The following is a 25,548-nucleotide window of genomic DNA, read 5'->3' as shown; positions in this document are numbered from 1 at the left end:
ATCAATCTCCGAGATGTATTACATAAGAAACATTCGTTGGATTGATCTTAGCCCCGGCGCGACACTTGAGCCATCCAAACGGAGGGCAACAAGATGAAAGGTCAACATGAATATCCCGCAGTAGAAAAGCACTCGATCCACCTGGTATCCGATCTGCTGCACAAATTCAGTCGCTGGTACGAACTTCACCGGGAGCGCGAGTTGTTGGCGAGTCTGAGCGATGAAGCACTGAAGGACATCGGCATGAGTCGTGCGGATGTGGAGTTCGAGTCGGTCAAACCGTTTTGGAATGACCCGATGCACAAATGAGTCATACACAACTACACAAACCGTCTTCTGGTGAGGTAGGTTGCGAGCAGACAAGGAGATGCTCATGCGCGCAACACTGTCCTTTTCCATCAAACAGGCTCGGCGTCTGGCGCTGGCCGCCCAAGGGTTCAACGGGCGTCAGCCGCCAGCGGCGATCAAACCGGTTCAGCTCAATCGTCTGATCGAGCGGCTGGGTATTCTGCAGATCGATTCGGTCAATGCATTGGTGCGTTCGCACTACCTTCCCTTGTTTTCCCGCCTCGGCAATTACTCATCCGACTTGCTCGACCAGGCTGCCTGGAGTTCGGGCCGGCGGCGCACGCTCTTTGAATATTGGGGGCATGAAGCCTCGTTGCTGCCCTTGTCGATGTACCCGTTGATGCGCTGGCGCATGCTGCGCGCGACCCGTGGCGAGGATATCTACCAGCAACTGGCACGTTTCGGTCGTGAGCAGCAGGACACGATTCGCCGGGTGCTGGCCTCGGTTCAGGAACTGGGCGCCCTGGGTGCCGGCAGCCTGTCGACCCGTCAGGAACGGGCAGGGCCCTGGTGGGACTGGAGCGCGGAAAAGCATGCGCTGGAATGGTTGTTCGCCGCCGGTGAAGTGACCGTGGCCGGGCGGCGCGGGTTCGAGCGGCTTTATGATCTGCCGGAGCGGGTGATTCCTTCGGCGATTCTTGCGCAGCCGCTGCTGAGTGAGGCCGAGGCCCAGCGCGGCCTGTTGCTGCATGCCGCGACAGCGTTGGGCGTCGGAACAGAAAAAGACCTGCGCGATTACTTTCGCCTGAGTCCCGGTGATGCCCGCCCGCGTTTGACGGAACTGGTGGAGGCGGGTGAATTGCTGGCGTGTGAAGTCCAGGGCTGGCGGCAACCGGCCTATTGTCTGCCTGAGCCGAAAGTGCCGCGCAAGGTCGAGGCCAGCGCCTTGCTTTCACCCTTCGACTCACTGATCTGGGAGCGCAGTCGCACCGAGCGTCTGTTCGATTTTCGCTATCGGTTGGAGATCTATACGCCGCAGGACAAGCGGGTCTACGGCTATTACGTATTGCCGTTTTTGCACAATGAACGGATTGCCGCGCGGGTGGATCTACGCGCCGAGCGGGCGCAGGGCAGGCTGGCGGTGCACGCTGTGCACGAGGAAGAGCCGGGGCTGGATGACGAGGGGATGCTGGCGTTGGCGGTCAATCTGCGGCGAATGGCGGATTGGCTGGGGCTTGAGCGGGTTCAGTTGAATTGCCCGCGGGCGAGTGCGGCGCGGTTGCGGGTGGCATTGACACAGATTGATAGTGACTGAGCTGGCCCCTTCGCGAGCAAGCCCGCTCCCACATTGATTCTGTGTTGTTCACAAATCCAGTGTGGGAGCGGGCTTGCTCGCGAAGGAGGCGCTGCGATTTAGCGGCGGACTTGCTTCAGGGTTTCAGCAATCAAAAACGCCAACTCCAGCGACTGATCCGCATTCATCCGCGGGTCGCAATGGGTGTGATACCGATCCGACAAGCCGTCTTCGGTAATCGGCCGCGCGCCACCAATGCACTCAGTGACATTCTGTCCGGTCATCTCAATGTGGATGCCGCCGGCATACGTGCCTTCCGCTTCGTGAACCTGGAAGAACTGTTTCACCTCACCAAGAATCTGCGCAAAGTCGCGGGTCTTGTAGCCGCTGCTGGCCTTGATGGTGTTGCCGTGCATCGGGTCGCAACTCCACAGCACCTGCTTGCCTTCGCGCTGCACGGCACGGATCAGTTGCGGCAGGTGGTCGCCGACCTTGTTCGCACCCATCCGCGCAATCAGGTTCAGACGGCCCGGATCGTTGTCCGGGTTGAGCACATCGATCAGGCGAATCAGGTCTTCGGGGTTCATGCTCGGGCCGACTTTGACCCCGATTGGATTGTTCACGCCCCGCAGGAACTCAACGTGAGCGCCGTCGAGCTGACGGGTGCGGTCGCCGATCCACAGCATGTGCGCCGAGCAATCGTAGTAATCGTTGGTCAGGCTGTCGCGACGCACGAAGGCTTCTTCATAGTTCAGCAACAGCGCTTCGTGGGCGGTGAAGAAACTGGTTTCGCGCAGTTGCGGCGAGCTGTCCATGCCGCAGGCGCGCATGAACGCCAGGGTTTCATCGATGCGATCGGCCAGATGGCTGTACTTCTCGGCCAGTGCCGAGTTGGCGATGAAGTCCAGGTTCCACTTGTGCACCTGATGCAGGTCGGCAAAACCGCCTTGGGCGAAGGCGCGCAACAGGTTCAGGGTCGCGGTGGACTGGTGGTAGGACTGGAGCAAGCGCTCCGGGTCCGGCACTCGGCTTTTTTCGTCGAAGCCGATGCCGTTGACGATGTCGCCACGGTAGGCCGGCAGGGTGACGCCGTCGATGGTTTCATCGTTGGCCGAACGCGGCTTGGCGAACTGCCCGGCCATGCGTCCGACCTTGACCACCGGGCAACCGGCGGCGAAGGTCATGACGATCGCCATTTGCAGCAGGACTTTAAAGGTGTCGCGGATTTTCGCGGCGGAGAACTCGGCGAAGCTTTCGGCACAATCGCCGCCCTGCAGCAGAAACGCGCGGCCCTGAGTCACTTCGGCAAACTGACGGCGCAACTCCCGGGCTTCACCGGCAAACACCAGCGGCGGATAACTGGCCAGCGTTTGCTCGACGTGCAGCAAATGCGCCGCGTCGGGGTATTGGGGTTGTTGCTGGATCGGCAGGGCGCGCCAGCTGTCAGGGCTCCAGGGTTGGCTCATCACGGTCTCTAGTGTTTTACGCTCGGACGGTCATGTTATCAGCAATTAGTGCGTGACCTGTTCCCGTCGCTTCGCGGACAATCGCGCTTTTGCCGCGCCACTCCGCGGTTTTAGTACGTTGCCGGGCACGGCGACGATCAGGAGACGAAATGACTGAGGAGCGCGTCGAGCATCTGCTCGCCGAGGTACAGGATGAGTTCGGCGTGATTCGCGTGCTGGAAGTGGCCGATTACCGTTTTCTCGAGTTCGGTGATGCCATCGAACAGAGCTGCGTGTTCACGGCTGACCCGAGCTGGCTCGAATACGATTACACCCGGGCGATGCTGATTGGCGCGTTGTGCCACGAGCAGCCGGAAACCGCGCTGTTCCTCGGCCTCGGTGCCGGCACACTGACCCAGGCCTGCCTCAAGTTCTTGCCGCTGGAAGACGTCGAAGCCATCGAGCTGCGCCCTGACGTGCCGCGCCTGGCCATTGAATACCTTGGGCTGGATGACGATCCGCGGCTGTATATCCGGGTGGGCGATGCGCTGGAGCTGCTCGATACCGCTGAGCCGGCGGATCTGATTTTTGTCGACCTCTATACCGATGTCGGGCCGGGTGTCGGGCATCTGGCGTGGAATTTCCTGGAAAACTGTCAGAAACGCCTGAACCCGGGTGGTTGGCTGGTGATCAATCAGTGGGCCACCGATGATGGCAAACCGTTGGGCGCCGCATTGTTTCGCGGGCTCTATCACCGGCATTACTGGGAACTGCCGGTGAAGGAGGGCAATGTGATTCTGCTCGTGCCTTCGGAGCTGGATCAGGAACTGGACATGGACGGCTTGATCGCCCGCGCCGAAGGGCTGGCGCCGCGGTTGGGGTATTCGTTGCAGTCGTTGATCAAGGCAATCCGCCCGGCGACGTGAAGGCTCGCGAGGTACTGTGGTGAGGGGATAAATCCCCTCACCACAGGTGGGCAGTCAGCAGCCCTTGAAGACTCCGGGTCGCTTCTCGATCATCGACCGCACGCCTTCCTTGGCATCCTCGCTGGTCAGCAACTTCTTCACCATCGGTGGCAATGCCTGAGCCGCCGCTGTTTCCCCTTCATAACGCGCCTGCCTTGCTGACATCAACGTCGCCTGAACCCCAAGCGGCGCCTGCCGGGCAATCCGTTCAGCCAACGCCATCGCCCGTGGCAGCAGGTCCTCGCTGGCCATGACTTCCTGCACCAACCCCAGGTGCAACGCCTCATGGGCATCGAACTCATCGCCGGTCAGCAGCCAGCGCATGGCATTGCCCCAGCCAGCGACCTGATGCAGGCGCAAGGTGGCACCGCCGAACGGGAAGAGCCCGCGTTGCACTTCTTTCTGGGCGAAGCGGGTATTGCTGGCGCACAGGTTGATATCGGCGGCCAGCATCAATTCGATTCCGATGGTCAGGCAGTAGCCTTGCGCGGCGACAATCACCGGTTTGCTCACTCTGGGGCCGGCGAACACCCCCCACGGATCGCAGCCGCCGGGCGGTACCTGCCAGCCGTCAGCCAGGGCCGCGCTGGCACTGACCAGGTCGAGCCCAGCGGTGAAATGCTCACCATGGCCGAACACCACCGCCACCCGTGCTTCGCTGTCGGCCTCGAACTCGCCATAGGCCAGGCTCAGTTCATTGAGCAGGTCGAGATCGAAGGCGTTGCGTTTGGCCACTCGATCCAGGCCGATCATCAGGACATGACCGTGCCGTTCACGGCTCACACGACTGGAGCAGGGCTGATTCATGGTGCATTTCCTCGGGCGGGAAGGAGGTGTCAGACGGCAGGTCTGCGTCACAAGGGTGAACCGTTTTAGCGCGATCGTCAGCAGGGCTGGGCCTTTGAAAAATAGACTGTTGCCCGATTGTCTGCAAAGCGTGTGACAGAACGCTGTAAACGGCAGTTTTCCGACAAATAAAGCTCCCTTTTTGAGCGAATTCCGGTATAGTGCGCGCCGGCCTTTAACCGGGCCGCGTTTAGGTAGCGCAATTCCCCGAAGTCAGCTTCGGCTGCACGTCCGCACAGCGGACTCTCCCTTGACGAATCTTTTTCATTCATTCGTTTTCGCAAATCCCCGCCGACAAAGCAGCCAGGGCGACTCTTGAGTCTTACACGGCATGCGCAGCTTTGGAGCATGGGTCTTTGCGGATGCACTTAGAGGCAGACCCATGACCCAGGAAACCGGCGGCTTCGCCGCTTTTAATCTTAATCCGAATATTCTTGCAGCCGTCATTGCGACTGGCTACGAAGAGCCTTCGGCTATTCAGCAGCAATCGATCCCGATCATCATGGCCGGTCACGACATGATTGGTCAGGCGCAAACCGGTACGGGTAAAACCGCCGCGTTCGCCCTGCCGATCCTGCATCGCATCGATCCTGCTAAGCGCGAGCCGCAAGCCCTGATCCTGGCGCCAACCCGTGAGTTGGCGCTGCAAGTAGCAACCGCTTTCGAAACCTACGCCAAGCAAATGCCGGGCGTTACCGTTGTGGCCGTTTACGGCGGCGCCCCTATGGGTCCACAACTGAAAGCAATCCGTAATGGCGCACAGATCGTTGTCGCCACTCCGGGCCGTCTGTGCGACCACCTGCGTCGCGACGAAAAAGTTCTGTCGACCGTGAACCACCTGGTTCTCGACGAAGCGGACGAAATGCTCAAACTGGGTTTCATGGACGACCTCGAAGTTATCTTCAAGGCCTTGCCTCCAACCCGTCAGACCGTATTGTTCTCGGCTACCTTGCCGCAGTCGATCCGTGCCATTGCCGAGCGCCATCTGCGCGATCCGCAACACGTGAAGATCCAGACCAAGACTCAGACCGTTACCGCGATCGAACAGGCTCACCTGTTGGTTCACGCTGACCAGAAGACCTCGGCTGTATTGAGCCTGCTGGAAGTTGAAGACTTCGATGCCCTGATCATGTTCGTGCGCACCAAGCAAGCGACCCTGGACCTGGCCAGTGCCCTGGAAGCCAAAGGCTACAAAGCCGCTGCGCTGAACGGTGACATTGCTCAGAACCAACGTGAGCGCGTGATCGAATCCCTCAAGGATGGCCGTCTGGACATCGTTGTGGCGACCGACGTTGCTGCTCGTGGTCTGGACGTTCCGCGCATCACTCACGTGTTCAACGTTGACATGCCGTACGATCCAGAGTCCTACGTTCACCGTATCGGCCGTACCGGCCGTGCCGGTCGCGAAGGTCGTGCACTGCTGCTGGTGACTCCGCGCGAGCGCCGCATGCTGCAAGTGATCGAGCGTGTAACCGGTCAGAAAGTTGCCGAAGTTCGCCTGCCGGACGCTCAGGCTGTTCTCGATGCCCGCATCAAGAAACTGACCAACAGCCTGTCGCCGTTGGTCGCTGATGCCGAATCGACCCACGGTGATCTGCTGGATCGCCTGACTGCCGACATCGGTTGCACCCCGCGTGCACTGGCCGCTGCTCTGCTGCGCAAGGCAACCAACGCTCAGGCGTTGACCCTGGCAGCCATCGAGAAAGAACGTCCACTGGTGCCGAACAACGCACCGCGTGGCGATCGTCCAGAGCGTACCGGTGATCGTCCGGACCGTGGTGATCGTGAGCGTCGTGCTCCGGTTCCATTGGCCGAAGGTCGTGCTCGTTGCCGTACCGCGCTGGGTGCGCGTGATGGTATCGCGGCCAAGAACCTGCTGGGCGCTATCCTCAATGAGGGTGGTCTGGCTCGCGAAGCAATCGGTCGCATCCAGGTGCGTGACAGCTTCAGCCTCGTTGAGCTGCCGGAAGATGGTCTGGAGCGTCTGCTGACCAAGCTGAAGGACACTCGCGTTGCTGGTAAGCAGTTGAAGCTGCGTCGCTATCGCGAAGATTGATCCGCTCTCGGGCTGATTGATCGAACATAAAAAATCCCCGACTGGTTCGGGGATTTTTTTTGCCTGCCGTTTGTAGTTGTGGCGAGGGTTACTCCGTCACTGTTCCTCCGCCTGTGGTAATCACCTGCACGCTCATGCGTGGCGTCGCCAGGTCGAGTCCGGCTTCGTCCAGGTGTCGCTTGAGTGACAGGTTGAACGCTCGGGACACTTCCCATTGCTTGATCGGCGCGGTCTTGAACCGGGCGCGGAGAATCGCGTTGCCTGACTCGAAACTCTCGACACCCTGAATCTCCAGTGGCGACCAGATGTTGCGCCGTTGCAGTGGGTCGGTGCGCATCTTCTGGCCGACGTCGCGCATCAGTTTGATCGCGTTATCGATGTCCATGTTGGAAGGTATCGCCACCCGGAAAATCGCGTAGCCGAATTCCCGGGAGTAGTTCTTGATGCTTTTGATTTCGCTGAATGGAATGGTGTGGACGATGCCGTCAATGTCCCGCAGGCGCACGGTGCGAATGGTCAGCCCTTCGACGGTGCCCAGGTGGCCGCCGACGTCCACGTAGTCGTCGATGGCCAGCGAGTCTTCGATGATGATGAACAACCCGGTGATCAGGTCCGCCACCAGTGACTGTGCACCGAAACCGATGGCCAGACCGATCACACCGGCACCGGCCAGCAATGGCGTGACGTTCATGCCCATGTTCGCCAGGGCGACGATCAGCGCAATGATGAAAATCGCCACGAACAAGACGTTGCGAATCAGCGGCATCATCGTCTGCGCGCGAGCATTCGCCAGACCTTTGCGCGAACGGGTGAGGGCGTGGTGCACGGCGGTGTCGCTGAGAATCCAGATCAGCCAGGCAAAAATCAGCGTGCCGCCGAGGCTGAACAGTTTGACGCTGACTTCGTGGCCTTCGCCTTCAGTGAAGCGGATCAGCGACATGCCCCAGACCCGCAGGCCGAGTTCGATGAACGCCAGCCATACCACCAGGTGGGCGAGTGTGTAGAAGAAGCTTTTCAGACGATCCGAATACAGTGCATGACGCTTCACGCTGCGCTGTGGTTTGAGTGAATGTCGGCGCACCAAGCCGTTGATGACCATGCACAACACCAGCAGCACGGTGCAGATCAGCGACTGACGCAGCGCGGTGCTGGTATCGCCGGCCGAGACGAACGTGGCGAACAGCGAAATCCCCACCAGCACCAGCGCCGGCATGTACCAGAAGGTCCCGAGAATTTCGATCGTGTCGCTGAGGGCGCGGCGGGTCAGGCGTCGGGACAGCGGTTGGTTGCGGATCAAGTGGGCGATGGGACGACGGAACCGCAGGATGAACAGCCCCGTGAACAATGCCGCCAGTACGTTGGCGACCGTCGCGGCGGTGTGCGCCAGATGACTGCCAAGGCTTTCGACCAGTCGCGGATCGCTCAGTGCTTCACCGAAGGCGGCAAAACTGCCAATCAGCCACAGCGGCCGAAAGGCTTGATGCCGCAGGATGTATAGGGCGCGGTGGCGGTGTGGGCCGTCGAGCACCGAAAAGGCGATCACGCAGATTGCCGAAAAACAGGTGCCAACCACCAGCGCATAAGCCAGCACCATGGCCAGACTTTTGCCCAATGATGAAGGCAGGGCGTAGCTCATGTAGACCGTCATGACCAACGCAATCAGCCACGGCCCGAGTTTGCGCAGGGCGAAACGCAACATGTCCAGGGCCTTGGGGTGCTGCGGCAGTTCTTCGGTCAGGCCAAAGCGCATGCGTACTCGGTGGCTGACCCAGATCAGCGCCGCGGCCAGCAAGCTCCAGATCATCAGGATCATGGCAAAGGCAAAGATGATCGGCAGCCATTCATTGGCCGGCAGCGCCAGTGCTGTCAGTTCATCCTGAGCCAGTTTGAGCTCTTCGGACCAGCGAGTGAGAGGGCTGTCTGCGCCTGAAAACTGTTTTTCGAAACTGGCCAGGGTGCCGCCGATCAGTCCCAGGACGCCTACTTCGGTGACTGGCTGGGCCTTTTTGGTGGCGTCGCGCAGCTTCTTCAAATCCGCCAGCAGTTTGGTGCGTTGCTGATCGTTCTCCAGTGACTTGATCACTTCGTCCAGGGATTGCCCCAAGGGCTCTTGCGCCTCCGGCTGTTTTGCCGAGCTGTTGAGCAGGCTGGGCAAGCCGACCGCCTGGGCGGGTGCCGTCGGCAGCAGCGTCATGAGGCAGACAAGGAATAAACACGGCAGGGCAAAAAGACGAGCGAACACTAGGCGGTCAACCTCGGGATGAGCGGATCGACCGAGTGTACGAGCCCGTCAAAATCAATGCGAGCCAGGGGCGAGGATTTATTCGTTGAGTTTGGCGAGGATCTTGAAAACCACGGTGGCGAGGATCATCAGCATGCCGATCCACATCGCGAAAACGCCAGCGTTCTTGTCACGAAAATTGAAACCGATTGCCAGCATGATCATCCCGGCAAGAATCGGAACCAGCATGGCGTGAAACGAAGACAACGAGATCATGAGCGACTGCCTTGTCGAAAGGGGGTAGTTAAAGTCTAGGTGGCTTTTGAGCGATCGGTGGTGAACACCTGTAGGAGCATGGCTTGCCAGCGATGGCTTCCTTAAGATCGCCATCGCTGGCAAGCCATGCTCCTGCACGAGCTACGGCAGTTCGCGGCAGGCGTAAAACGCGCTCAGCACTTTGACCAGATGTGCCAGGTCATGGCTGCCGCACAGTTCACGGATCGAGTGCATGGCGAAGGTTGGCAGGCCGATGTCGACGGTGCGCACGCCCAGGTGGCTGGCGGTGATCGGGCCGATGGTCGAGCCGCAACCCATGTCGCTGCGCACCACGAAGCTCTGTACCGGCACTTCTTCGGCCATGCACAGGTGACGGAAGAACCCGGCGGTTTCGCTGTTGGTGGCGTAGCGCTGGTTGCTGTTGACCTTGATCACCGGGCCGGCGTTGAGTTTCGGGCCGTGATTGGCATCGTGCTTGTCGGCGTAGTTGGGGTGCACGCCGTGGGCATTGTCAGCCGAGACCAACAGGGATTTCTGAATGGTGCGCACGAACTCATCGCCTTCAGGCAGCAGGCGACGCAGCGTCTGCTCCAGCATCGGACCATCGGCGCCGCAGGCCGAGCAGGAACCGACTTCTTCGTGATCGTTGCAGACCAGCACGCAGGTTTCTTCGGTTTCGGTGGTCAGCAAGGCTTGCAGGCCGGCGTAGCACGACAGCAGGTTGTCCAGGCGCGCCCCGGCAATGAAATCGCCATGCAGGCCGATGACCGCAGCGCTTTGGGTGTCGTAGAAGCTCAGCTCATAGTCCAGCACCACGTCGGCGTTCAAGCCATGTTCGCGGGCGAGTTGATCGGTGAGCACGGCGCGGAAGTCCACGCGCTCATCACCGGCAAATTGCGCGAGGATCGGCGGCAGTTCGGTCTGGGCGTTGATCGCCCAGCCCATGTTGGCTTCACGGTTCAGGTGAATGGCCAGGTTCGGGATGATGGCGATCGGCGCCTTGAAGTCGACCAACTGGCTCTCGACCTTGCCGTCACGGCGGAAGGTCACGCGGCCGGCCAGGGACAGGTCGCGGTCGAACCATGGCGCCAGCAGTGCGCCGCCATAGACTTCGACGCCCAGTTGCCAGAAACCCTGACGTTGCAGCTCCGGCTGGGGTTTGACCCGCAGGCACGGGCTGTCGGTGTGCGCGCCAACCAAGCGAATGCCGCCGTGCAGGGGCGAATGACGGCCCATCTTGAACGCGACGATCGACGAGTCGTTACGGGTGACGTAGTAACGACCGTTGGCTTCAGTGGCCCATGGCTCGCGCTCGTCAAGGCGTTGATAGCCCGCCGCTTCCAGGCGCTGAACAAGGCTGGCGGTGGCATGGAATGGGGTAGGGGAGGCCTTGAGGAAATCAATCAGGCCTTGGTTCAACTCTTCGCGCATAAGTAGCTCCAGACAGCAATGGCGCGAGTTTAACGTATTGGCTCACGGCATTGCAGCGACAATGCCGTTCAACGTGCGCCAGCTGCCGATTGGCGAAGAGGGCGAGTCAACCGGTGATCAGGTTGCCATTGAGGAACACTTCGCGGCGTTGCTTGCGGCCCACATATTCATGTTTGCTCGCGAGGTATACCTCGTTGAATTTTTCCTTCGATATCCCCGGGATCTGTCGAATGTACTCGTCCACCAGTCGGTCATAGGCGGCTTCGGTGATGAGCTTGTAGATATCCCGGTGATAGAAGAAGCCCAGTTGAAAACCCAGGGTTTCGCTTTGATGGTTTGTCTGGCCGGCAAAGCAGTTTTCAAAGTCGATGGCTTTGAGCGGAGTCTGTGGTGTTTGCGGGATCATGATGTTGCCAGCCCAGAAATCCATGTGCGTGATGTTTTTGCGCGACAAGGAACTCAGCAATTCGAAGGCGTCGAGAACGAATGTTTCGACGCTGTCCGGGTTGCGTTTAAGCCATTGCACGCCGTCGATATGGTCGTCGAGCAGGCGGGTGATAATGAAGTATTCCTGGGTCAGCCCCAGTCGGTCCTTGGTGTAACCGAACCCTTGCAGAGGCGGCATTTGTACGCCACGGCGCTGCGCTTCGAGCGTATTGATCAATTCTTCCAGCGGCCAGTCGAATCGACCATTGCGCTGTGGTTTGCCAAAGGTCACGCGCACTTTTGCCTTCAGGGTATCCAGCGGCTGGACCTTGGCAAACAGTGGCGTATCGCCGGAGGCAAGCGGCGCACTTGCACGGGCGAGTTTGTGGGTGCGTCGTTTGTGTATGAGCTGTTCAAGCGCCTGTTGTGCTTCGGCTGAAGGTTGCTCGCTAAGGTGTAGCGTGGTGTTGAACAGGCAGAAGGTGAACGGGTAGTCGTCTTGGAATGTCTTATTGCTGAGCACGAGGGCTTCCTGCCTGATATCAAAGTGCTGGCATTTTACGTTTCATTACAAATTCATGACAATAATTTCACGTCATTTTCACGGCGATTTGTAACAAGAAATAAAAACGCCCTTCAATGGAAGGGCGGTTTTTGGTTCGGCGGTTGCTTAAAAAGGAGCTGGGCACTCGAAGCGCAAGCGTTCGCCGCTTTGCGGGTGAGTGAAGCTCAGCATGCTCGCGTGCAAACAGAGTCGTGGCCAGGCCGCCAGCGCTTGCTCGTGGGCATACAGTCCGTCACCCAGCAGTGGGTGGCCGATGGAAAGCATGTGCACGCGCAACTGATGGGAGCGGCCGGTGATTGGCGTCAATTCGACACGACACCAGTCGCCGCAACGCTCCAATACCCGCCAGAAGGTCAGGGCATGTTTGCCGAATTCATGGTCCACCACATGGCGTGGCTTGGTCGGCGGATCGTAGCGTAAGGGCAGATCGATGCTGCCACTGTCCAGTTCCGGTTGTCCCCAGCACAGGGCGGTGTAGGCCTTTTCGGTTTCGCGGTCGTGAAATTGCCGAGACAGCTCGCGATGGGTGTCCGGATCACGGGCCAACAGAATAATGCCAGAGGTTTCCCAGTCCAGACGATGGACGATTCGTGCTTCCGGGTAACCGTTTTCTTGCAGGCGGGTAATCAGGCAATCCTTGTTGTCATCAGCCCGGCCGGGGACGGAGAGCAGCAGGGTCGGTTTGTTCACCACCAGTACGGCGGCGTCCTGATGGATGATGCGGATGTTGGACAGCGGCATTAAAACAGCCTCGTAACAAACGCCAACGGCGGCTCAGGCCTCCACACTCTGTAGGAGCCGAGCTTGTTCGCGATGCAGGCAACTCGGTCTATCTGATAAACCGAGGTGATGCTATCGCGAGCAAGCTCGGCTCCTACAGGAGCGCAAGCCTGAACCGCCGTGGCTCCTGTCTGATCGACTAGCGATCTGGCAGGGTGATATTGAGTTCCAGAATCGAGCAGCTGCCCTGGTTTTCCAGAGCGACGTGCACGTCATCGGACCCGATATTGACGTACTTGCGGATGACCTCGACCAATTCCTTCTGCAAGGCTGGCAGGTAGTCCGGTGTACTGCGCTGGCCGCGTTCGTGCGCCACGATGATCTGCAGACGCTCTTTCGCTACCGACGCGGTGTTGACCTTTTTGCTGGCACGAAAGAAGTCAAAAAGATTCATTATCTACCTCCAAACAGGCGCTCGAAGAATCCCTTCTTCGTTACATCGAGAAAACGATGCTCCACGGCTTTGCCCAGCAGACGATCGACCGCATCGCTGTATGCCTGACCGGCATCGCTCTGGTCGTCGAGAATGACTGGCACGCCCGAGTTGGAAGCTTTGAGTACCGCTTGGGATTCCGGAATGACACCCAGCAGGGCGACCGCCAGAATCTCTTTGACGTCTTCGACACCGAGCATCTCGCCGTCACTGACCCGTTGCGGGTTGTAGCGGGTCAGCAGCAGGTGTTCCTTGATCGCCTCTTCGCCCTTTTCAGCGCGGCGCGATTTGCTGGCCAGCAGGCCGAGCATGCGGTCCGAGTCACGAACCGAGGACACTTCCGGGTTGGTCACGATAATCGCTTCGTCTGCGAAGTACATGGCCAGGTGGGCGCCTTTTTCGATGCCGGCTGGAGAGTCGCAGACCACGTATTCGAAGTCTTCTTTCAGCGCCATCAACACTTTTTCCACGCCTTCGACGGTCAGCGCGTCTTTGTCGCGGGTCTGACTGGCGGCCAGTACGTAGAGGTTTTCCAGGCGTTTGTCTTTGATCAGGGCTTGTTGCAGGTTGGCTTCGCCGTTTACCACGTTGACGAAGTCATACACCACGCGGCGCTCGCAACCCATGATCAGGTCGAGATTACGCAAACCGACGTCGAAGTCGACGATAACTGTTTTGTGGCCGCGCAGTGCGAGGCCGGTACCGATAGCAGCACTGGTGGTGGTCTTACCCACACCACCCTTGCCGGATGTAACCACGAGAATCTTGGCCAAGGTGTTTCACCCCTAAGGAAAAAGGACATTTAGCCCCTGAAAAACATCTCTAGAAAAACTACTGCAGTCGGACAGCCTTGGCTGGAATTCGGTCCAGAACGGCGCTTACCTCGGGTAAACACTGCTTATGGCCTTTTTCCTACTTCGTTTGAGCCGTTTTCGCTACGTTTTAGAGATGTTTGGAAAATGCGGCAGTATCCGTTAAAGCCGAATGATGTTCAACACATCGCCCGACAGGCTGACCTGTACGCCCGCGCCCCACAAAGGGTCGCGACGCAGATCCTCCGAAACCTTGTAGTGGCCTGCGATGGAAACCAGTTCAGCGCTCATTTGCTGACAGAAAATCCTGGCTTTCGTGTCGCCTTTGACGCCGGCCAACACTCGACCACGCATCGGGCCGTATACATGGATGTTGCCATCGGCGAGAAGTTCCGCCCCCGGACTGACCGAGGAGATCACCACCAGATCGCAGCCCTGGGCATAAATCTGCTGCCCACCGCGTACGGGCGAGGTGATGATTTTCGTTGGCTTGATCGTCGGCTCCGGCGGTTTTTCCGGTTTTTTCTGGACTTGGCCTTCGAGCGGGTCCAGCGGACGCTCACGGGCGCCGGACGGGGGCAGCACCGGCAGGTCGACCGCGATGGCCGCGGCAATGTCTTCGATGCGGCTGGCACGGATCGCCAGGGTGCGCAGGCCATGCTGGCGGCAGACGCGCATCAGGCCCGGCAGATCGACTGCGCCTTCGCCGGCCGGGAGTTTGTCCAGGGCCAGCACCAGTGGCGCGTTACTGAAGAAGTTAGGCGCCTGGGCGACCTTGGCGGCCAGTTGACGATCGAGGTTCTCGAGGTCGTTACGAGCCAGTTCCAGCACCGTAATGGCGAGCATGCTGCCCTTCAGCTGGAACACGGGATCTTGGTCTAGCGGTTCGGTTTGGCTCATGGTCGGCATACAACGACTTGTCACTAAAAGTGCCGAGACTTATAACGAGAACGCCCGCGAGCCGCAAGCCGGGTCGAACGATGTAGAATGCGCGGCCATTGTCTTTCCGGAACCTTTAATGGATCGCCCGCGTTTTCGAACAGCATTTCTATCTCCACGTTTCTGGCCGCTGTGGTGTGGCTTGGGGCTGTTGTGGCTGATTGTCCAGCTGCCGTATCCGGCATTGCTGTCGATCGGTCGCGCCCTGGGTGCATTGATGTATCGAGTAGCGGGCGACAGACGGCGCATTGCCAAGCGCAATCTGGAACTGTGTTTCCCTGAAAAAACCGCTGCCGAGCGCAAGCGCCTGCTCAAGGAAAACTTCGGCTCAACGGGCATCGCGTTTTTCGAAATGGCCATGAGCTGGTGGTGGTCGCGCGAGCGTCTGGCAAAGCTGGCCCATGTCGAAGGGTTGGAGCATCTGAAAAAAGCCCAGCGCGACGGCAAAGGCGTGATCCTGATGGCCGTTCATTTCACCACGCTGGAAATCGGCGCGGCGTTGCTCGGCCAGCAGCACACCATCGATGGCATGTACCGCGAACACAAGAATCCGCTGTTCGATTACGTCCAGCGCATGGGGCGCGAGCGGCACAACGTCGATTCGCTGGCGGTGGAGCGCGACGATGTGCGCGGCATGCTCAAATTGCTGCGCGCAGGCCGGGCAATCTGGTACGCACCGGATCAGGACTATGGTGCCAAGCAAAGTATCTTCGTGCCGCTGTTCGGGATTCAGGCTGCCACCGTCACCGCCACCAGCAAGTTTGCACGGTTGGGCAAGGCGCTGGTGGTGCCGTTCACTCAGGAGCGTCTGGCGGACGGCAGCGGTTATCGACTGGTGATTCATGCACCGCTCGAGGGTTTTCCCGGCGAAACCGAAGAGGCCGATTGCCTGCGGATCAACCAATGGGTCGAAGGCGTCTTGCGCGAATGTCCAGAGCAATACCTTTGGGCTCATCGCCGTTTCAAGAGTCGTCCACCGGGCGAGCCGAAGCTGTACGCAAAACGCGGTTGAACCACCGTCCTTATAAGCACCATGGAGTGTTGCGATGAGTCCTGCTGAACCGGTTACAGGGTTGATTCTTTCCGGCGGCGGGGCTCGGGCGGCCTATCAGGTGGGTGTGCTGGCGGCGATTGCCGAGCTGTTACCGGTCGGCGCGAGCAATCCGTTTCCGGTGATCGTCGGCACCTCGGCCGGCGCAATCAACGCGGTCAGCCTCGCCAGTGGGGCGATGGATTTCCGTGGTGCAATTCAACGTCTGACAGCCTTCTGGCAGGGCTTTCGCAGTCATTTGGTGCTGCGCAGCGACTGGCCGGGTGTGATCCATCAGGCCAGCCGTTTTGTCACCCACAGTTTGCTCGGGATTGGCGCTCAGGTGCCGGTGGCTTTGCTCAACAGTTCGCCGCTGCGCGGATTGCTCGACGACAAACTGCAGATGAGCGGGATTGCCGAGGCCATTGCACAGAAGCAGTTGCAGGCGGTTGCGGTGACCGCGTTCGGCTATGAGTCCGGTCAGGCGGTGACCTTTTATCAGGGCGGCGGCACCATCAATGCCTGGTTGCGCCATCGGCGAATCGGCGTCCCCACTCAATTGACCGTCGATCACTTGCTGGCCAGTTCGGCCATTCCGCTGTTATTTGCGCCAGTGAAAATCGGTGAAGAGTATTTCGGCGACGGCGCGGTACGTCAGTCGGCACCGATCAGCCCGGCGCTGCACCTGGGCGCCAGCCGAGTGCTGGTAGTGGGCGTTAGCGGCAACCCCCGCGGTGTCGACCCGGAACAACCGCTGCAACGCGCTTACACCGGCCAGCAGCCGAGCCTGGCGCAGATCGGTGGGCACATGCTCAACAGCACGTTCATTGACAGCCTGGAAAGTGACATCGAGTTGCTGCAGCGGCTCAATCAGTTCAGTCATCTGCTGCCCGATGGCACGCCGACGCGCGCGTTGGGTGTGGCGCCGGTAGAGGTGCTGGTGATTTCGCCGAGTCAGCCGATCGATGAGATTGCGGCGCGGCATCGACAGGAGTTGCCGGCGGCGCTGCGTCTGTTTCTGCGCGGGCCGGGGGCGACCAAGACGAGCGGGGCGGGGGTGCTGAGTTATCTGCTGTTCGAGTCGGGGTATTGCAGCGAATTGATTGATTTGGGGCGCAGGGATGCGTTGGCCAAGCGCGAGGAGTTGTGCCGGTTTCTCGGGTTGGCGGAGCCTGTGGTTTCGGCTTGAGATTTTTTGTGTTGCGGCCATTCGCGAGCAGGCTCGCTCCCACAGTTGAAATGCATTCCAATGTGGGAGCGAGCCTGCTCGCGATGGCGTCCTTACAGACGCCGCCGGATCAGAAGTGCACCTTGACCAGGAAGCTGGTCACGCTCTGATCAGTTTTGAAACCCTGGCTGTCTTCGATGCCGTACTTGTTTTTCCAGTAGTCATACTCGACACCCACGTACAACTGCTTCTCGCCCAGGTTCAGCGCCTTGCCCAAGTCGTATTTGACCTGTGGATTGAAGTGCAGGTTGGCGTGGTATTCGCCTTTTTTGTTGACGTCGTTATCGACCACCCAGTCCATGAAACCATCGACCAGGATGTTCGAATCGCCCACCGGGATGGTGTAGGACCAGACCGGTGTGACCTGCCAGATATTGTCCCCCGGGCGGTCGCCTTCGGTATGACGGTTGTAGAAGTTCAGCTGGAAGTAGTCGAAGCCGGGGATGGCCAGGTCGAAACCAGGGCCGATCAGGTAGGACTCGGTGTCGTCTTCACCGAACTCGTATGTCATGGCCAGCAACACGTCTTTGATCGGGCCGAACTCGAGTTTCTGATCGAAGATCTTGCCGAACGACAGGCGCGGGCTGATTTCACCGTAGTAGGTGTTCTCACCGGCGAAGGAATCTTCCTTGCCGTTGTAGAAAATCTTGTCGACGAACATGAAGTTGTCGCCGTATTTCCAGCCATCGGCGTGTTCGAAGGTCACCGTCTGCTGAATGCGCGGGTTGACCTGGAAGTCCTTGCCATACAGGTAGGTCAGGCTGTTGTTCTGCCATTGCAGCAAGTCGCCGGCCATGGCCTGGCCCCCGGCCAGCAATGATCCCGCCAGCATCAGGCTAGTGCACGTACGTTTCATTCGGTTGCTCCCAAAAAGTAGGTGTTCCACGTTATTTTTTTAAGGTCGGCGCTCTGGTGTGGCGCCTTTTTCTGTAGCTGTAAAAAATCATCCATTCGGTCAGCTTCAGTGCTGTTAGCAAGAGCTGAGCCAAGGCTTTTGAAAAGCCAAAAATCTCCCGCTCGGCGGCTCAAGAGCAGTCGATTGAGAGTGGTTTTGGAGTGCCTTGGTACCGTCCAGTGCCGGGATAAGTTGGCTTTCTGGTCAGGAATTAAATCCGGGCTTTTTTTTAGACCAGATTCGGGCGGCCGCGGAGAATACTGACTCCTTGGCCAGGTCTCAAGTGCCCCGCAACAGCGCACCGACGACAGGTTTGGAGCACGGTTGCGGGCCATCTTAAAAGTGCACCTTCACCAGCAGGCTGGTGGTGTTTTCATTGGTGTCGAAGTTGGCGCTGTTTTCGATGCCGTATTTGTCTTTCCAGTAGCTGTATTCGACGCCGACGTACACCTGTTTCTCCCGCCAGCCCATGGCCTTGCCCAAGTCGTACTTGATTTGCGGGTTGAAGTGCAGGTTGGCGTGGTAGGAGCCCTGTGAGTTCTGGTCGTTATCCACGACCCAGTCGATGTAGCCGTCGATCAACAGGTTCGAGTTGCCCAATGGCAGGGTGTAGGACCAGGCCGGCGTGATCTGCCAGACATCGTCGCCGGGACGCGAGCCTTCGGTCTGGCGATAGTAGAAGTTCAAGGTGAAAAAGTTGAAGCCCGGTACTGCGAGGTCGAAACCGGGGCCAATCAGATAGGCCTCGGTGTCGTCTTCGCCATTCTCGTAGGTCATGGCCAGCAACACGTCCTTGATCGGGCCGAATTCAAAACGGCGGTCGAGGATTTTGCCGAACGACAGGCGCGGACTGAACTCGCCGTAATAGGCGTGAACGCCTTTGTTCCGGTCTTTCTCGCCGTTGTAGTAAGTGCTGTCGACGAACAGGAAGTTGTCGCCGTACTTCCAGCGGTCGGCGTGCTCAAAGGTTATCGTCTGCTGGATCGACGGGTTGACCGCGAAATCCTTGCCATACAGATAGCTCAGGCTGTTGGTCTGCCACAGCAATAAATCGCCGGCCATGGCCTGACTGGCGGCCAATAGACCACCGCCTAACAGCATGTTTGTCTGTGTCCGAATCATCTGTTGCTCCCTCTTGTTTTTATTGTTGGAGGTGCAGGTATTCCCCCTGTGGGAGCGGGCTTGCTCGCGAAAGCGGTGTGTCAGAAACATGAATGTCGGCTGATCCGACGCCTTCGCGAGCAAGCCCGCTCCCACAGGGTTTGTGTTGTTACTTGTTAGTGCGCGTGGCAGTCGTTGATGGCCGCGCGTTCGGCGCCGCCGAGGATGTTGAACAGCAGGTTCAGCGACAGCGCACTGAGCGTGGCCATGGCGATGCCGCTGTGGGTGATCGGGCTCATCCACATCGGCAGGTGGGCGAAGAATTCCGGACGGACCACCGGGATCAGCCCCATGCCGATGCTCACCGCCACCAGCAACTGGTTGCGACGGTCACCGATGTCGGCTTCCTGAAGAATCTTGATCCCGGTGGCGGCGACCATGCCGAACATCGCAATCGCCGCGCCGCCCAGTACGGCGGGTGGAATCGAGGCCACCAGAAACGCCGCTTTCGGCAACAAACTCAACACCACCAGCAAACCGCCGGCGACGATGGTCACCGAGCGGCAACGCACGCCGGTCATCTGCACCAGGCCGATGTTCTGCGCGAAAGAGGAGTGGGTGAACGTGTTGAAGAAACCGGCGAAGAACGAGGCGCCGGCATCACACAACAAACCGCGACGCAGCATCCGTGGGCAGACGTCCTGACCGGTGATTTTGCCCAGTGCCAGGAACATCCCGGTGGACTCGACGAAGATGATCACCACCACCAGGCACATGGACAGGATCGGTGCGAGTTCGAACTTCGGCATGCCGAAATGCAGCGGGGTCACGAATTGCAGCCACGGTGCCTGGGCCATGCCGCTCAGGTCGACCATGCCGATCAGGCCGCAGAGCACGTAACCCAGGCACATGCCGATCAGCACGGAAATGTTGACCCAGAAACCGCGCATGAAGCGGTGGACCAGCAGAATGGTGGCCAGCACCAGCGCGGCGATGGCCAGGTAAATCGGCGAGCCGAATTGAGCGGCGCCTGCACCACCGCCGGCCCAGTTCACGGCCACGGGGAACAGCGACAGACCGATCGAGGTGATGACCGTGCCGGTCACCAGAGGCGGGAAGAAGCGTACGACTTTGGACATGAATGGCGCGATGATCATGCCGAAGAATCCGGCGGCAATGGTCGCGCCGAAGATCCCTTGCAGGCCGATGCCCGGCATGCCGGCCATGGCGACCATGCTGCCGACCGCGGCGAAACTGGCGCCCATCATCACGGGCATACGGATGCCCATGGGGCCGATGCCCAGCGACTGCACGATGGTAGCGATCCCGGCTACCAGCAGGTCCGCGTTGATCAGGAAGGCGATTTCTTCACGACTCAGGCCAGCGGCCTGTCCGATGATCAGCGGCACCGCGATGGCTCCGCCGTACATCAGCAGAACGTGTTGCAGGCCGACCAGGATCAGCTGCAAAAGGGGCAAACGCTGAATGGCGGGTGCGTCGGGGATGCGGGCTTTGGATAGCTCGGACATGCAACACCTCGGATCTTTTTTATTCTTGTGATTTTTGCAGCACGCCACCTTGTGGGAGCGGGCTTGCTCGCGAAGAGGCCATTGGATTCAACATTACTGTTGACTGACCCGACGCTTTCGCGAGCAAGCCCGCTCCCACAGGGTATGTGTCGTACCTGTAGGTGGGGGTGCCCGCGAAGCTTTTGCTATTTAATTGGTGGGAGCTCCCTGAACAATCCACGCGCCGATCAGGTCCCGCTCCTGCTGGGTCATCTGGGTGATGTTACCCAGTGGCATGATCTGGCTGGTGACGGCTTGTGCCTGGATGCGCGCCGCGTTCTGGCGGATCTGCTCGGGGGTATCGAACATCACGCCAGCCGGTGCGGCACTGAACAGCGGGCTGGTCGGTTTGGCCGAATGGCAAACTGCGCAACGCTCCTGAATCACACTGTGCACCTTGTCGAAACCGGGGCCGGCGTTGGACGCCTGAGCCGGTGCAGCGGCAGGTGCAGCAGGTTTCGCCGCTTCAGGTTTGGCACCACCACCGAGGGCAGTTTCCGGCAGCGGCTGGTACTCGATGGTGCCAGGCGCCTTGGCCACTTCAGGGGCGCTAGGCATTTGCGCCGGGCCAGTCACGTAAGCCAGGCAGATCATGCCCACTGCCGCGACGGGCAGGGTCCAGGCAAATTTGTGGCTGTCATGACGGGTGTTGAAGTAGTGACGCACCAACACCGCCAACACCGCGATCCCGGCCAGGATCAGCCAGTTGTATTGGCTGCCGTAGGTGCTCGGGAAGTGGTTGCTGATCATGATGAACAGCACCGGCAAGGTGAAGTAGTTGTTGTGACGCGAACGCAGCAAGCCTTTGGCCGGCAGCGCCGGATCCGGCGTGCGGTTTTCGGCAATCGCGGCAACCAGGGCGCGCTGCGCCGGCATGATGATGCGGAACACGTTGCCGACCATGATGGTGCCGATGATCGCGCCGACGTGCAGGTACGCACCACGACCGCTGAACACTTTGCTGAAGCCGTAAGCGGCGCCAATGATCAGCACGAACAGGATGACGCCGAGCAGGGCAGGGCGTTTGCCCAGGGCCGAGTCGCAGAGGAAGGAGTAGACGAACCAGCCGACGAACAACGAGGCAATGCCCAGTGCGACCCCTTCAGGGCCGGTCAGGCTGCTGCCCGGTGCCAGCAGGTACAGCGTCGGGTTGGAGTAGAACACCACGCACAGCAGCGCGATCCCCGACAGCCAGGTGAAATAGGCTTCCCATTTGAACCAGTGCAGGTTGTCCGGCATGGTCGGTGGGGCCAGTTTGTATTTTTCCAGGTGGTAGATACCGCCGCCGTGGATCGCCCACAAATCGCCCGCCAGACCACTTTTCGGGTTGACCCGATTGAGGTTGTTTTCCAGCCAGACGAAATAGAACGACGCACCGATCCAGGCCACGCCAGTAATCATGTGAACCCAGCGCACGCTCAGGTTCAGCCATTCCAACAGATGTGCTTCCACAGTCTTTACCTCTCGCCTGTCACTCTGTTGTCGAGTGATCAGACCTTCTCTTATTGGTGGGGGGCAAGGATCAAACGCTCATCCTCTTTGAAAAAATGCTCATCGCAGTTATTGCCTGTGCCACTGCGATCAACCACCAGGAAGTCATCCCGCTTTTCGATCGTCAGCACCGGGTGGTGCCAGACGCCGCGATGGTAATTAATGCCCTGCCTGCCGTTGGTGACGAAGGCGCGGACCAAGCCTGATACAGGTTCATCGCCAAGTGGCGCGACCACGATCAGAAAGGGGTTGCCGAGCAGCGGAATGAAAGCCTGGCTGCCCAGCGGGTGACGCTCCAGCATGCTGACGGTCAGCGGCATATCCTGCGCGTCGGCGCGGAAGATGCTGATGATCGCCTTGTCCTCTGGCGTGGCGGTTTCCATCGTCGCCAGTTTGTGAAAGCGCATGGTCGAACCGTTGTTGATCATGAAGTGATCGCTGCCGTCGGTTTCGATCACGTCACCGAAAGGGGCGAAGGCTTCTTTGGTCAGCGGTTCAATCGTCAATGTGCGCATGCTGGTCTTCTTACCTTGAATTCTGTGTTGTTTGTTCTGTTGCTATCGCTAGCAGGCTAGCTCCCACATTTGGAATGCATTTCCCTGTGGGAGCCAGCCTGCTGGCGATTGAGTTCAGCGCTTATTTAGCGACCTTGCCCAATACCCGCAGGCGGCTAACACCACCATCCGGGAACACGTTCAGGCGGATGTGGGTGATCGGGCCCAGCGCCTTGATCTGCTCGGCGAAGGTGTGTTCGGCGTGCATTTCCAGTTTCTGCGCCGGCAGCAATTCGCGCCAGAACAGCGATTGGGTTTCGATCTGGCTGTCGGTGCCGCCCTTCACGAAGGCGCCCTGGATCGAGCACGTGTCCGGGTAGTTGCCCTTGAAGTGCAGGGTGTCGACGATGACTTTTTCGATCTCGCCGGCATGACCCAGCGCGACGATGACCCAGTCATTGCCTGGCGTACGACGACGTGCGGTTTCCCAGCCGTCGCCCATGTTGATGCCACGGCCCGGGTTGAGGATGTTGCTCATGCGGCCGAAGTGTTCGTCGGAGCAGGCGAGGGCGCGGCCACCGTTCAGGGCTGCGGCCAGGTCAACTTGCTCGTTGTCGCCCACAGCGGACCAGTCGCGGAACGGAATACCGTAAACACGCAGACGGGCCACGCCACCATCCGGGTAGATGTTGAAACGCAGGTGGCTGAACGCCTTGTCATTGCTGATTTCGTGGTAGTGGTGGCTGTTGCCTTGCAGCTCGACGGCGGACAGCACTTCAGTCCACTGGGTGTTGTCGTCCGGCTCGCCCGAGGCCAGGAAGCACGCTTCCAGGGAGGCCGACGGCGGGAAGTTGCCGGTGAAGAATGAAGTGTCGATGTCCACGCCCTTGATCGAACCCGGAACGCCCAGGCGGATCACGGCGCTGTCGTAGCCTTCGAAGCGCTTGCGGCGCGACTCCCAGCCGTCCATCCACTTGCCGTTGTCATCGAACACGCCCTCCTTCCACACAGCCGGGGTCGGCTGGAACAGGCGGTTGGCATCAGCGAACCAGTCATCGGTGACCGAGATGATTTTGGTGCCCAGGCGGGCGTCGGCCAGGTTGACGAACTTCTCGAAAGGTACGGCGTAAGCTTTCATTCTTCTTGTCTGCCTTTAATTAGTTGGCTTGGGATGCTTGCTGCCCTGGGTGTCTTCGCGTTTTCAACACCCGGGTACTTTTTACAAGGGCAGCTCGCTATAGGGTCAGTAATCGGAACAGGGCGATCTTGTTAATCTCCGCCAGCGCGCATTTGAATTCGGTGTCGGCCGAGTTGTGAATGCGCGTTTCGAACGCCGCGAGGATCTGATGCCGGTTGCTGCCTTTTACCGCCATGATGAAGGGAAACTTGAACTTGGCCTTGTAGGCGTCGTTCAGCTCGGTGAAGCGTTGAAACTCTTCGGCCGTGCATTGGTGAATACCGGCGCCAGCCTGTTCATTCGTGCTGGCTTCGGTCAACTGGCCCTGGACGGCGGCTTTGCCGGCCAGGTCCGGGTGAGCGACGACCAGCTCAAGCTGACTGGCGTGATCGGCGCTCAACAGGATGTCGCTCATGCGCTGGTGCAGGGTTTCGATCTGGTCGATCGAAGCGTCCTGGCCCAGGTCGAAGGCCTTTTCGGCCACCCATGGCGAATGTTCGTAGATGTCGGCGAAAGCGGCGACAAACGCATCGCGGCTCAGGGTCGACGGCTTCAGGGTTTGGAAGTGGCTCATTTCGTGGCCCCTTGATACGGGTGGGTTTCGTGCCAGTGGCGAGCGATGTCGACGCGACGGCTGAACCACACCTGTTCATGACTTTTAGCGTATTCGATAAAGCGTTTGAGCGAGGCCAGACGCGCCGGACGACCAATCAGGCGGCAGTGCAAACCGATCGACAGCATCTTCGGCGCTTCGGCACCTTCGGCGTACAGCACATCGAATGCGTCTTTGAGGTATTCAAAGAAATCGTCGCCCTTGTTGAAACCCTGGACCTGGGTGAAGCGCATGTCGTTGGTGTCCAGCGTGTACGGAATCACCAGGTGCGGCTTGCCGGTCGGGTTGTTTGGTTCCCAGTAGGGCAGGTCGTCGTCGTAGGTGTCGCAGTCGTAGAGGAAACCGCCTTCTTCCATCACCAGTCGACGGGTGTTCGGACCGGTGCGGCCGGTGTACCAGCCCAGTGGGCGCTCGCCGGTGATTTCGGTGAGGACGCGGATCGCTTCGAGCATGTGCTCGCGTTCTTGCGCTTCGTCCATGTACTGGTAGTCGATCCAGCGATAGCCGTGGCTGCAGATCTCGTGGCCGGCATCGACCATCGCGCGGATCACGTCCGGGTGACGCTGGGCGGCCATGGCCACGGCGAAGATGGTCAGCGGAATGTCGAATTCCTTGAACAGTTTCAGAACCCGCCAGACGCCGGCTCGGCTGCCATACTCGTAAAGGGATTCCATGCTCATGTTGCGCGCGCCTTGCAGCGGCTGTGCCGAGACCATTTCCGAAAGGAAGGCTTCGGATTCTTTATCGCCGTGCAGGATATTGCGCTCGCCGCCTTCTTCGTAATTGAGCACGAAGGACAAGGCGATGCGGGCATTGCCCGGCCAGTGTGGGTGAGGAGGGTTACTGCCGTAACCGATCAGGTCGCGTGGGTAGTCAGCGCTCACTGCAGTCTTCCTTCTTATTCGTGGTAACGGTTTGTGTGAGCGGCCTGGCGATGAGATCCAAGGCTGGCGTCACAGCGATGGGCTGATTGTATACAACTTTATATCCACTTTGTAAGCCTGTTTTTTTGCATTTTTCACTGACTGTCATCTTCACATGTTATTGCAAGAAACCTGCCTGATTGGTCAGCTAATGGATGGAAGGTCCTTTGATCCTATGGTTTGGGGGCAGATTCGGCGGGAATCCCTGAATGACGGGTATCGCAGTAAATATGTTGTTTTTATTGTGTACA

Annotated in this window: 25 protein-coding genes; 6 read left to right on the top strand and 19 right to left on the bottom strand. The window is 59.3% G+C overall.

Features of this window, described 5'->3' with window-relative positions:
- The first annotated feature begins 93 nt into the window (after window positions 1-93).
- Together DFS28_RS06360 and DFS28_RS06355 are read left to right on the top strand one after the other, a co-directional pair.
- A complete protein-coding gene (locus tag DFS28_RS06360; RefSeq protein ID WP_033057173.1) occupies window positions 94-309 on the top strand; it encodes a DUF1127 domain-containing protein in 216 nt (71 codons plus the stop codon).
- A gap of 64 nt (window positions 310-373) precedes the next feature.
- Window positions 374-1,603, top strand: a complete 1,230-nt coding sequence (locus DFS28_RS06355; RefSeq protein ID WP_111449020.1) for a winged helix-turn-helix domain-containing protein — start codon at window positions 374-376, stop codon at window positions 1,601-1,603.
- Window positions 1,604-1,701: 98 nt separating this feature from the next.
- Here the strand turns inward: DFS28_RS06355 and DFS28_RS06350 are convergent, their stop codons facing one another.
- Window positions 1,702-3,048 (bottom strand): class II 3-deoxy-7-phosphoheptulonate synthase, encoded by a 1,347-nt coding sequence (locus DFS28_RS06350; RefSeq protein WP_111449019.1) that lies wholly within the window; start codon window positions 3,046-3,048, stop codon window positions 1,702-1,704.
- A gap of 149 nt (window positions 3,049-3,197) precedes the next feature.
- Between DFS28_RS06350 and DFS28_RS06345 the strand changes: the two genes are divergently transcribed.
- A complete protein-coding gene (locus DFS28_RS06345; RefSeq protein ID WP_076027973.1) occupies window positions 3,198-3,953 on the top strand; it encodes a spermidine synthase in 756 nt (251 codons plus the stop codon).
- Window positions 3,954-4,007: 54 nt separating this feature from the next.
- On the opposite strand, the gene DFS28_RS06340 is transcribed toward DFS28_RS06345, so the two are convergent.
- The gene (locus DFS28_RS06340; RefSeq protein ID WP_111449018.1) at window positions 4,008-4,799 is read right to left on the bottom strand and encodes a crotonase/enoyl-CoA hydratase family protein; all 792 of its coding nucleotides are present in this window, start codon (window positions 4,797-4,799) and stop codon (window positions 4,008-4,010) included.
- 421 nt (window positions 4,800-5,220) lie between these two features.
- Here DFS28_RS06340 and DFS28_RS06330 point away from each other — a divergent pair, with 421 nt between their 5' ends.
- The gene (locus DFS28_RS06330) at window positions 5,221-6,894 is read left to right on the top strand and encodes a DEAD/DEAH box helicase (RefSeq protein WP_008146183.1); all 1,674 of its coding nucleotides are present in this window, start codon (window positions 5,221-5,223) and stop codon (window positions 6,892-6,894) included.
- Between the two features lie 88 nt (window positions 6,895-6,982).
- Here DFS28_RS06330 and DFS28_RS06325 read toward each other — a convergent pair whose 3' ends face one another.
- From DFS28_RS06325 to minC, 8 genes are all read right to left on the bottom strand, one after another.
- The gene (locus tag DFS28_RS06325; RefSeq protein ID WP_111449017.1) at window positions 6,983-9,136 is read right to left on the bottom strand and encodes a mechanosensitive ion channel family protein; all 2,154 of its coding nucleotides are present in this window, start codon (window positions 9,134-9,136) and stop codon (window positions 6,983-6,985) included.
- Window positions 9,137-9,214: 78 nt separating this feature from the next.
- On the bottom strand, window positions 9,215-9,391 hold the full coding sequence (locus tag DFS28_RS30590) for a hypothetical protein (protein WP_165934014.1): 177 nt from the start codon (window positions 9,389-9,391) through the stop codon (window positions 9,215-9,217).
- A 141-nt stretch (window positions 9,392-9,532) separates the two neighbouring features.
- Window positions 9,533-10,822, bottom strand: a complete 1,290-nt coding sequence (locus DFS28_RS06320; protein ID WP_111449016.1) for a M18 family aminopeptidase — start codon at window positions 10,820-10,822, stop codon at window positions 9,533-9,535.
- Window positions 10,823-10,928: 106 nt separating this feature from the next.
- A complete protein-coding gene (locus DFS28_RS06315; protein ID WP_111449015.1) occupies window positions 10,929-11,771 on the bottom strand; it encodes a hypothetical protein in 843 nt (280 codons plus the stop codon).
- 147 nt (window positions 11,772-11,918) lie between these two features.
- Window positions 11,919-12,554, bottom strand: a complete 636-nt coding sequence (locus tag DFS28_RS06310; RefSeq protein ID WP_008146175.1) for an RluA family pseudouridine synthase — start codon at window positions 12,552-12,554, stop codon at window positions 11,919-11,921.
- A gap of 178 nt (window positions 12,555-12,732) precedes the next feature.
- Window positions 12,733-12,987, bottom strand: a complete 255-nt coding sequence (minE, locus tag DFS28_RS06305; RefSeq protein ID WP_095143988.1) for a cell division topological specificity factor MinE — start codon at window positions 12,985-12,987, stop codon at window positions 12,733-12,735.
- On the bottom strand, window positions 12,987-13,799 hold the full coding sequence (gene minD / locus DFS28_RS06300; RefSeq protein ID WP_111449014.1) for a septum site-determining protein MinD: 813 nt from the start codon (window positions 13,797-13,799) through the stop codon (window positions 12,987-12,989). Before minD ends, minE begins: the two co-directional genes overlap by 1 nt.
- Window positions 13,800-14,000: 201 nt before the next feature.
- A complete protein-coding gene (minC, locus tag DFS28_RS06295; RefSeq protein WP_033053358.1) occupies window positions 14,001-14,738 on the bottom strand; it encodes a septum site-determining protein MinC in 738 nt (245 codons plus the stop codon).
- A 118-nt stretch (window positions 14,739-14,856) separates the two neighbouring features.
- Between minC and DFS28_RS06290 the strand changes: the two genes are divergently transcribed.
- Window positions 14,857-15,789: a lipid A biosynthesis lauroyl acyltransferase gene (locus tag DFS28_RS06290; protein ID WP_111449013.1), complete on the top strand. Its 933-nt coding sequence runs from the start codon at window positions 14,857-14,859 to the stop codon at window positions 15,787-15,789.
- Window positions 15,790-15,823: 34 nt separating this feature from the next.
- Window positions 15,824-16,996: a patatin-like phospholipase family protein gene (locus tag DFS28_RS06285; protein WP_111449012.1), complete on the top strand. Its 1,173-nt coding sequence runs from the start codon at window positions 15,824-15,826 to the stop codon at window positions 16,994-16,996.
- A gap of 109 nt (window positions 16,997-17,105) precedes the next feature.
- On the opposite strand, the gene DFS28_RS06280 is transcribed toward DFS28_RS06285, so the two are convergent.
- The 9 genes from DFS28_RS06280 to puuE all read right to left on the bottom strand — a co-directional run bounded on the left by DFS28_RS06280 (window position 17,106) and on the right by puuE (window position 25,258).
- On the bottom strand, window positions 17,106-17,891 hold the full coding sequence (locus DFS28_RS06280; RefSeq protein WP_111449011.1) for an outer membrane protein OmpK: 786 nt from the start codon (window positions 17,889-17,891) through the stop codon (window positions 17,106-17,108).
- A complete protein-coding gene (locus DFS28_RS30395; RefSeq protein ID WP_132834318.1) occupies window positions 17,888-18,265 on the bottom strand; it encodes a hypothetical protein in 378 nt (125 codons plus the stop codon). The genes DFS28_RS06280 and DFS28_RS30395 overlap by 4 nt, the downstream gene beginning before the upstream one ends.
- A gap of 1 nt (window position 18,266) precedes the next feature.
- Window positions 18,267-19,052, bottom strand: coding sequence for an outer membrane protein OmpK (locus DFS28_RS06275; protein WP_111449010.1), 786 nt, complete (start codon window positions 19,050-19,052; stop codon window positions 18,267-18,269).
- Between the two features lie 155 nt (window positions 19,053-19,207).
- The gene (locus tag DFS28_RS06270) at window positions 19,208-20,560 is read right to left on the bottom strand and encodes a nucleobase:cation symporter-2 family protein (protein WP_111449009.1); all 1,353 of its coding nucleotides are present in this window, start codon (window positions 20,558-20,560) and stop codon (window positions 19,208-19,210) included.
- A 189-nt stretch (window positions 20,561-20,749) separates the two neighbouring features.
- Window positions 20,750-22,051 carry a urate hydroxylase PuuD gene (locus DFS28_RS06260; RefSeq protein ID WP_111449008.1) on the bottom strand — a complete coding sequence of 434 codons (1,302 nt, stop codon included), beginning with the start codon at window positions 22,049-22,051 and terminating at the stop codon, window positions 20,750-20,752.
- A gap of 50 nt (window positions 22,052-22,101) precedes the next feature.
- Window positions 22,102-22,605 (bottom strand): ureidoglycolate lyase, encoded by a 504-nt coding sequence (locus DFS28_RS06255; protein ID WP_111449007.1) that lies wholly within the window; start codon window positions 22,603-22,605, stop codon window positions 22,102-22,104.
- Between the two features lie 121 nt (window positions 22,606-22,726).
- A complete protein-coding gene (gene alc / locus DFS28_RS06250) occupies window positions 22,727-23,722 on the bottom strand; it encodes an allantoicase (RefSeq protein ID WP_076027963.1) in 996 nt (331 codons plus the stop codon).
- A gap of 97 nt (window positions 23,723-23,819) precedes the next feature.
- Window positions 23,820-24,335, bottom strand: a complete 516-nt coding sequence (gene uraD, locus DFS28_RS06245) for a 2-oxo-4-hydroxy-4-carboxy-5-ureidoimidazoline decarboxylase (protein WP_111449006.1) — start codon at window positions 24,333-24,335, stop codon at window positions 23,820-23,822.
- Window positions 24,332-25,258 carry an allantoinase PuuE gene (puuE, locus tag DFS28_RS06240; RefSeq protein ID WP_111449005.1) on the bottom strand — a complete coding sequence of 309 codons (927 nt, stop codon included), beginning with the start codon at window positions 25,256-25,258 and terminating at the stop codon, window positions 24,332-24,334. The genes uraD and puuE overlap by 4 nt, the downstream gene beginning before the upstream one ends.
- Between the last annotated feature and the right edge of the window lie 290 nt (window positions 25,259-25,548).

Source organism: Pseudomonas sp. 478, from assembly GCF_003254125.1.
GTDB lineage: Bacteria > Pseudomonadota > Gammaproteobacteria > Pseudomonadales > Pseudomonadaceae > Aquipseudomonas.
Note: the sequence above shows the minus strand (reverse complement) of the source record. Positions and strands in the feature narration are given on the sequence as shown.

What these genes read in the sequence shown, in the direction of transcription:
- DFS28_RS06360 (WP_033057173.1), top strand. Translation starts at nt 94, where the DNA reads ATGAAAGGTCAACATGAATATCCCGCAGTAGAAAAGCACTCGATCCAC.
- DFS28_RS06355 (WP_111449020.1), top strand. Translation starts at nt 374, where the DNA reads ATGCGCGCAACACTGTCCTTTTCCATCAAACAGGCTCGGCGTCTGGCG.
- DFS28_RS06350 (WP_111449019.1), bottom strand. Translation starts at nt 3,048, where the DNA reads ATGAGCCAACCCTGGAGCCCTGACAGCTGGCGCGCCCTGCCGATCCAG.
- DFS28_RS06345 (WP_076027973.1), top strand. Translation starts at nt 3,198, where the DNA reads ATGACTGAGGAGCGCGTCGAGCATCTGCTCGCCGAGGTACAGGATGAG.
- DFS28_RS06340 (WP_111449018.1), bottom strand. Translation starts at nt 4,799, where the DNA reads ATGAATCAGCCCTGCTCCAGTCGTGTGAGCCGTGAACGGCACGGTCAT.
- DFS28_RS06330 (WP_008146183.1), top strand. Translation starts at nt 5,221, where the DNA reads ATGACCCAGGAAACCGGCGGCTTCGCCGCTTTTAATCTTAATCCGAAT.
- DFS28_RS30590 (WP_165934014.1), bottom strand. Translation starts at nt 9,391, where the DNA reads ATGATCTCGTTGTCTTCGTTTCACGCCATGCTGGTTCCGATTCTTGCC.
- DFS28_RS06320 (WP_111449016.1), bottom strand. Translation starts at nt 10,822, where the DNA reads ATGCGCGAAGAGTTGAACCAAGGCCTGATTGATTTCCTCAAGGCCTCC.
- DFS28_RS06310 (WP_008146175.1), bottom strand. Translation starts at nt 12,554, where the DNA reads ATGCCGCTGTCCAACATCCGCATCATCCATCAGGACGCCGCCGTACTG.
- minE (WP_095143988.1), bottom strand. Translation starts at nt 12,987, where the DNA reads ATGAATCTTTTTGACTTCTTTCGTGCCAGCAAAAAGGTCAACACCGCG.
- minC (WP_033053358.1), bottom strand. Translation starts at nt 14,738, where the DNA reads ATGAGCCAAACCGAACCGCTAGACCAAGATCCCGTGTTCCAGCTGAAG.
- DFS28_RS06290 (WP_111449013.1), top strand. Translation starts at nt 14,857, where the DNA reads ATGGATCGCCCGCGTTTTCGAACAGCATTTCTATCTCCACGTTTCTGG.
- DFS28_RS06285 (WP_111449012.1), top strand. Translation starts at nt 15,824, where the DNA reads ATGAGTCCTGCTGAACCGGTTACAGGGTTGATTCTTTCCGGCGGCGGG.
- DFS28_RS06280 (WP_111449011.1), bottom strand. Translation starts at nt 17,891, where the DNA reads ATGAAACGTACGTGCACTAGCCTGATGCTGGCGGGATCATTGCTGGCC.
- DFS28_RS30395 (WP_132834318.1), bottom strand. Translation starts at nt 18,265, where the DNA reads ATGGCCCGCAACCGTGCTCCAAACCTGTCGTCGGTGCGCTGTTGCGGG.
- DFS28_RS06275 (WP_111449010.1), bottom strand. Translation starts at nt 19,052, where the DNA reads ATGATTCGGACACAGACAAACATGCTGTTAGGCGGTGGTCTATTGGCC.
- DFS28_RS06270 (WP_111449009.1), bottom strand. Translation starts at nt 20,560, where the DNA reads ATGTCCGAGCTATCCAAAGCCCGCATCCCCGACGCACCCGCCATTCAG.
- DFS28_RS06255 (WP_111449007.1), bottom strand. Translation starts at nt 22,605, where the DNA reads ATGCGCACATTGACGATTGAACCGCTGACCAAAGAAGCCTTCGCCCCT.
- alc (WP_076027963.1), bottom strand. Translation starts at nt 23,722, where the DNA reads ATGAAAGCTTACGCCGTACCTTTCGAGAAGTTCGTCAACCTGGCCGAC.
- uraD (WP_111449006.1), bottom strand. Translation starts at nt 24,335, where the DNA reads ATGAGCCACTTCCAAACCCTGAAGCCGTCGACCCTGAGCCGCGATGCG.